The following is a 4799-nucleotide window of genomic DNA, read 5'->3' on the forward strand; positions in this document are numbered from 1 at the left end:
GCTTCGGCTTCGCGGAGAATACTGATGATCTGTTCGTCGGAAAAACGCTTCTTCATGGGGATGTCCTCATGTGGCTTATGAAGACATTACTAACATCGGGGTGTACTAATCAACGGGGAGCAGGTCACCGTAGCTTTCATTTATAGAAATCGTCGTTAGATTGTCGCAGCATGTGCACGTTCCGACTATTTGCTCAGGAAGCATCGCCATACCTTGGCCTAGGTAAAGAAGATCAGACTCGTAGCCACATCGGTGGCAACTGAGCTTGTACGCAATGCCCATCTGGTTGTCTCACCTGAATCGTAACGTCAGAGCTATTCATCCATCCATTCGGCATCAATGTATGCCACTAAGCCGACCAGCTGACCGTTTGGACTGAAGTATGTTGCCTGCACCCCACTTGACATCTCATCAATACCACCGCACTGCGCTAGGCGCCGGTCCCACTTGCCCACAGAAGCGTCAGGATCGGCTGAGTTCCCCAAGACCCTTGTGAGCCATGCCTCCTTTAACTCAACCTCTCGAATGATTGCGTCGGCCAGCTCCTCCGCGTTATCTAGTTCGACATAGTCTGGAATTCGGACGTACGTTCTGAACACAGCTGGATACTTACTTGGGCGATTGTCATACATGACATCAACAATGTACCCGTTTGTGTAACCGTCTCTTGGAGGTTCGTATGACACTAGTGGTTCCCCTCAGCTTGCGACTAGATGTTGAGGCCTAACATTTTATTAGAGAGCAGGCTAGTTGCTTAGATACATGATCTTCAGGCCGTTATCTGTCAGGGCAAGCGAAAATTGGCCATTTATGACGACCAATGCCCCGCAGAAGCTCCCATCTTTGCCGCCATAGACGCCGCGCCCCCCTTTTGGGGTGTAGAACATCCTTTTGCCAGATGTGGAAAAGAAGTTCGTTGTCCCATTGTTGGCAATGACGTAGTAGCCGGCGAAAGTGCGAGACCCATTTGCGCTATATATAAGCCTACGATTTCCGTTGCGACTATTGTCGTAATTGGATGAACTATTATCGTAGTTGCTCTCAGAGTTGTCGTAATTTGATGGACTATTGTCGTAATTGCTTATGGAGTTGTCGTAGTTGCTTGGAGAAATGTCGTAGTTGGATGGGGAGTAGTCATAGGGAAGACGAGCTTCATCCACTAAAACAATTGGCAGGTCAGCAAGTGCCTGCCCCGATGCCATCGCAAGTACGAGGCTTAGAACCACCTTCAACAGATCGCGCATAGTCTTCCCCAGCTCTCTAACGCTTGAGTTAAGCCGCGCCGCGAAGCGGCGTCGGCTTGAACGAATTGTTAGACATTATTTGCCGACTACCTTGGTGATCTCGCCTTTCACGTAGTGAACAAATTCTTCCAACTGATCTGCGCGCGAGGCCAAGCGATCTTCTTGTCCAAGATAAGCCTGCCTAGCTTCAAGTATGACGGGCTGATACTGGGCCGGCAGGCGCTCCATTGCCCAGTCGGCAGCGACATCCTTCGGCGCGATTTTGCCGGTTACTGCGCTGTACCAAATGCGGGACAACGTAAGCACTACATTTCGCTCATCGCCAGCCCAGTCGGGCGGCGAGTTCCATAGCGTTAAGGTTTCATTTAGCGCCTCAAATAGATCCTGTTCAGGAACCGGATCAAAGAGTTCCTCCGCCGCTGGACCTACCAAGGCAACGCTATGTTCTCTTGCTTTTGTCAGCAAGATAGCCAGATCAATGTCGATCGTGGCTGGCTCGAAGATACCTGCAAGAATGTCATTGCGCTGCCATTCTCCAAATTGCAGTTCGCGCTTAGCTGGATAACGCCACGGAATGATGTCGTCGTGCACAACAATGGTGACTTCTACAGCGCGGAGAATCTCGCTCTCTCCAGGGGAAGCCGAAGTTTCCAAAAGGTCGTTGATCAAAGCTCGCCGCGTTGTTTCATCAAGCCTTACGGTCACCGTAACCAGCAAATCAATATCACTGTGTGGCTTCAGGCCGCCATCCACTGCGGAGCCGTACAAATGTACGGCCAGCAACGTCGGTTCGAGATGGCGCTCGATGACGCCAACTACCTCTGATAGTTGAGTCGATACTTCGGCGATCACCGCTTCCCTCATGATGTTTAACTCCTGAATTAAGCCGCGCCGCGAAGCGGTGTCGGCTTGAATGAATTGTTAGGCGTCATCCTGTGCTCCCGAGAACCAGTACCAGTACATCGCTGTTTCGTTCGAGACTTGAGGTCTAGTTTTATACGTGAACAGGTCAATGCCGCCGAGAGTAAAGCCACATTTTGCGTACAAATTGCAGGCAGGTACATTGTTCGTTTGTGTCTCTAATCGTATGCCAAGGAGCTGTCTGCTTAGTGCCCACTTTTTCGCAAATTCGATGAGACTGTGCGCGACTCCTTTGCCTCGGTGCGTGTGCGACACAACAATGTGTTCGATAGAGGCTAGATCGTTCCATGTTGAGTTGAGTTCAATCTTCCCGACAAGCTCTTGGTCGATGAATGCGCCATAGCAAGCAGAGTCTTCATCAGAGTCATCATCCGAGATGTAATCCTTCCGGTAGGGGCTCACACTTCTGGTAGATAGTTCAAAGCCTTGGTCGGATAGGTGCACATCGAACACTTCACGAACAATGAAATGGTTCTCAGCATCCAATGTTTCCGCCACCTGCTCAGGGATCACCGAAATCTTCATATGACGCCTAACGCCTGGCACAGCGGATCGCAAACCTGGCGCGGCTTTTGGTACAAAAGGCGTGACAGGTTTGCGAATCCGTTGCTGCCACTTGTTAACCCTTTTGCCAGATTTGGTAACTATAATTTATGTTAGAGGCGAAGTCTTGGGTAAAAACTGGCCTAAAATTGCTGGGGATTTCAGGAAAGTAAACATCACCTTCCGGCTCGATGTCTATTGTAGATATATGTAGTGTATCTACTTGATCGATCAGGCTTTTGTATATCTCCCCACCACCTGAAACAATGACATGATCCGTTATTTTCTTTAGGTTGGTTAAAGCATCTTTAATTGATGGAAAGATCAATACGTTCTCATTGTCAGATGTAAAACTTGAACGTGTTACGACCGCATACTTTCGGTTGGGTAATGCTCCCATTGATTCAAAAGTCTTGCGTCCAACCAACAGCCATTGGTTATAGGTAATAGCTTTAAACAGGAGCTGTTCACCTTTGGCACTCCATGGAATATCAGGGCCATTCCCGATAACTCCATTCTTCGATATAGCTACCATTAGTGATAGTTTCACAATTCTTCCTCAGAGGTTAACATTTTATTAGTAAGCATGCTCGTTTTGTCACCCGCTGATGCTTACCGTTAATTAATATAATCACTTGTATTAAATAGACTTTCTTTAAAAATACAAGACACTCTGTTATTACAAATCGTGCATGCCGTCTATCCTGCTTGCACGATGCACATTATCTCACCCAAAGAACTCATAACATTTTAATTTATTTAGCATTAAATTAAAACTCTACCGGTAAACAAGCATCTCTAGGCGTAAAAAACAGGCACTTTTTTAAATCCCAGCTAGAATAGGCTGTATAGGCAGACAGTTGCAAGACAAGGAGCGTTTTATGTCTAACAGTCCATTTTTAAATTCTATACGCACGGATATGCGACAAAAAGGTTATGCGCTGAAAACTGAAAAAACTTACCTGCACTGGATTAAGCGTTTTATTCTGTTTCACAAAAAACGTCATCCTCAGACCATGGGCAGTGAAGAGGTCAGGCTGTTTTTATCCAGCTTAGCAAACAGCAGACATGTAGCCATAAACACGCAGAAAATCGCTTTAAATGCCCTAGCTTTTTTGTACAACAGGTTTTTACAACAGCCGTTGGGCGATATTGATTATATCCCTGCAAGCAAGCCTAGACGGCTACCCTCTGTTATCTCTGCAAATGAAGTGCAACGCATTTTGCAGGTTATGGATACTCGCAACCAAGTTATTTTTACGCTGCTGTATGGTGCAGGTTTGCGCATTAATGAATGCTTGCGTTTGCGGGTTAAAGATTTTGATTTTGATAATGGCTGCATCACTGTGCATGACGGTAAGGGTGGGAAAAGCAGAAACAGCCTACTGCCCACGCGCCTAATCCCAGCAATAAAATAACTCATTGAGCAAGCGCGGCTTATTCAGCAAGACGACAACTTACAAGGCGTAGGGCCATCGCTGCCTTTTGCTTTAGATCACAAATACCCTTCTGCTTATCGACAAGCGGCGTGGATGTTTGTCTTTCCCTCCAGCACGCTCTGCAACCACCCGTATAACGGCAAATTATGCCGCCATCATCTGCATGACTCCGTTGCGCGAAAGGCATTGAAGGCAGCCGTACAAAAAGCAGGCATCGTTAGCAAGCGTGTCACTTGTCATACATTTCGTCACTCGTTTGCTACGCATCTATTACAAGCGGGGCGTGATATTCGCACTGTGCAAGAACTCTTAGGGCATAACGATGTTAAGACCACGCAAATCTATACGCATGTGTTGGGTCAGCATTTTGCCGGCACCACCAGTCCTGCGGATGGACTGATGCTACTTATCAATCAGTAAAAGTAGATAAATATCTTTATGTAGCCCTGAGTAGCCCCTGATACTTTTTATGGTGAAAAAGATAAACAATCATAGAGGGGATAAATATGAGCCAGTTCTACCATTTGAATCGCCACGGATAATCTAGACACTTCCGAGCCGTTGATAATACTGGTTTTCATATTCTGTCGGTGACATCTGTTCGCTAGAACCATGCCGACGCTTACTGTTATAAAACATTTCGATGTAATCA

5 protein-coding genes and 2 pseudogenes are annotated in these 4799 nt (G+C 46.9%); 1 reads left to right on the forward strand and 6 read right to left on the reverse strand.

Annotated features, from left to right (window positions below):
* Positions 1-314 precede the first annotated feature (314 nt).
* From APU11_RS19540 to dfrA1, 5 genes and pseudogenes are all read right to left on the reverse strand, one after another.
* Positions 315-686: a hypothetical protein gene (locus APU11_RS19540; RefSeq protein WP_000119696.1), complete on the reverse strand. Its 372-nt coding sequence runs from the start codon at positions 684-686 to the stop codon at positions 315-317.
* 60 nt (positions 687-746) lie between these two features.
* Positions 747-1244: a hypothetical protein gene (locus APU11_RS19545; RefSeq protein WP_001444089.1), complete on the reverse strand. Its 498-nt coding sequence runs from the start codon at positions 1242-1244 to the stop codon at positions 747-749.
* A gap of 28 nt (positions 1245-1272) precedes the next feature.
* Positions 1273-2108 (reverse strand): annotated as a pseudogene (gene aadA1, locus APU11_RS19550) (ANT(3'')-Ia family aminoglycoside nucleotidyltransferase AadA1).
* Positions 2109-2165: 57 nt separating this feature from the next.
* The gene (gene sat2, locus APU11_RS19555) at positions 2166-2690 is read right to left on the reverse strand and encodes a streptothricin N-acetyltransferase Sat2 (RefSeq protein WP_000704156.1); all 525 of its coding nucleotides are present in this window, start codon (positions 2688-2690) and stop codon (positions 2166-2168) included.
* A gap of 94 nt (positions 2691-2784) precedes the next feature.
* Complete coding sequence (gene dfrA1, locus APU11_RS19560) at positions 2785-3258, reverse strand: trimethoprim-resistant dihydrofolate reductase DfrA1 (protein ID WP_000777554.1); 474 nt, start codon at positions 3256-3258, stop codon at positions 2785-2787.
* Positions 3259-3589: 331 nt separating this feature from the next.
* Here dfrA1 and intI2 point away from each other — a divergent pair.
* Positions 3590-4567: pseudogene (intI2, locus tag APU11_RS28995) on the forward strand (class 2 integron integrase IntI2).
* A 123-nt stretch (positions 4568-4690) separates the two neighbouring features.
* Here intI2 and APU11_RS27220 read toward each other — a convergent pair.
* On the reverse strand, positions 4691-4799 hold a 109-nt coding region (locus tag APU11_RS27220; protein WP_131729156.1), incomplete at its 5' end, for an IS3 family transposase.

This window comes from Enterobacter sp. 50793107, from assembly GCF_001463365.1.
Classification (GTDB): Bacteria; Pseudomonadota; Gammaproteobacteria; order Enterobacterales; family Enterobacteriaceae; genus Enterobacter; species Enterobacter cloacae.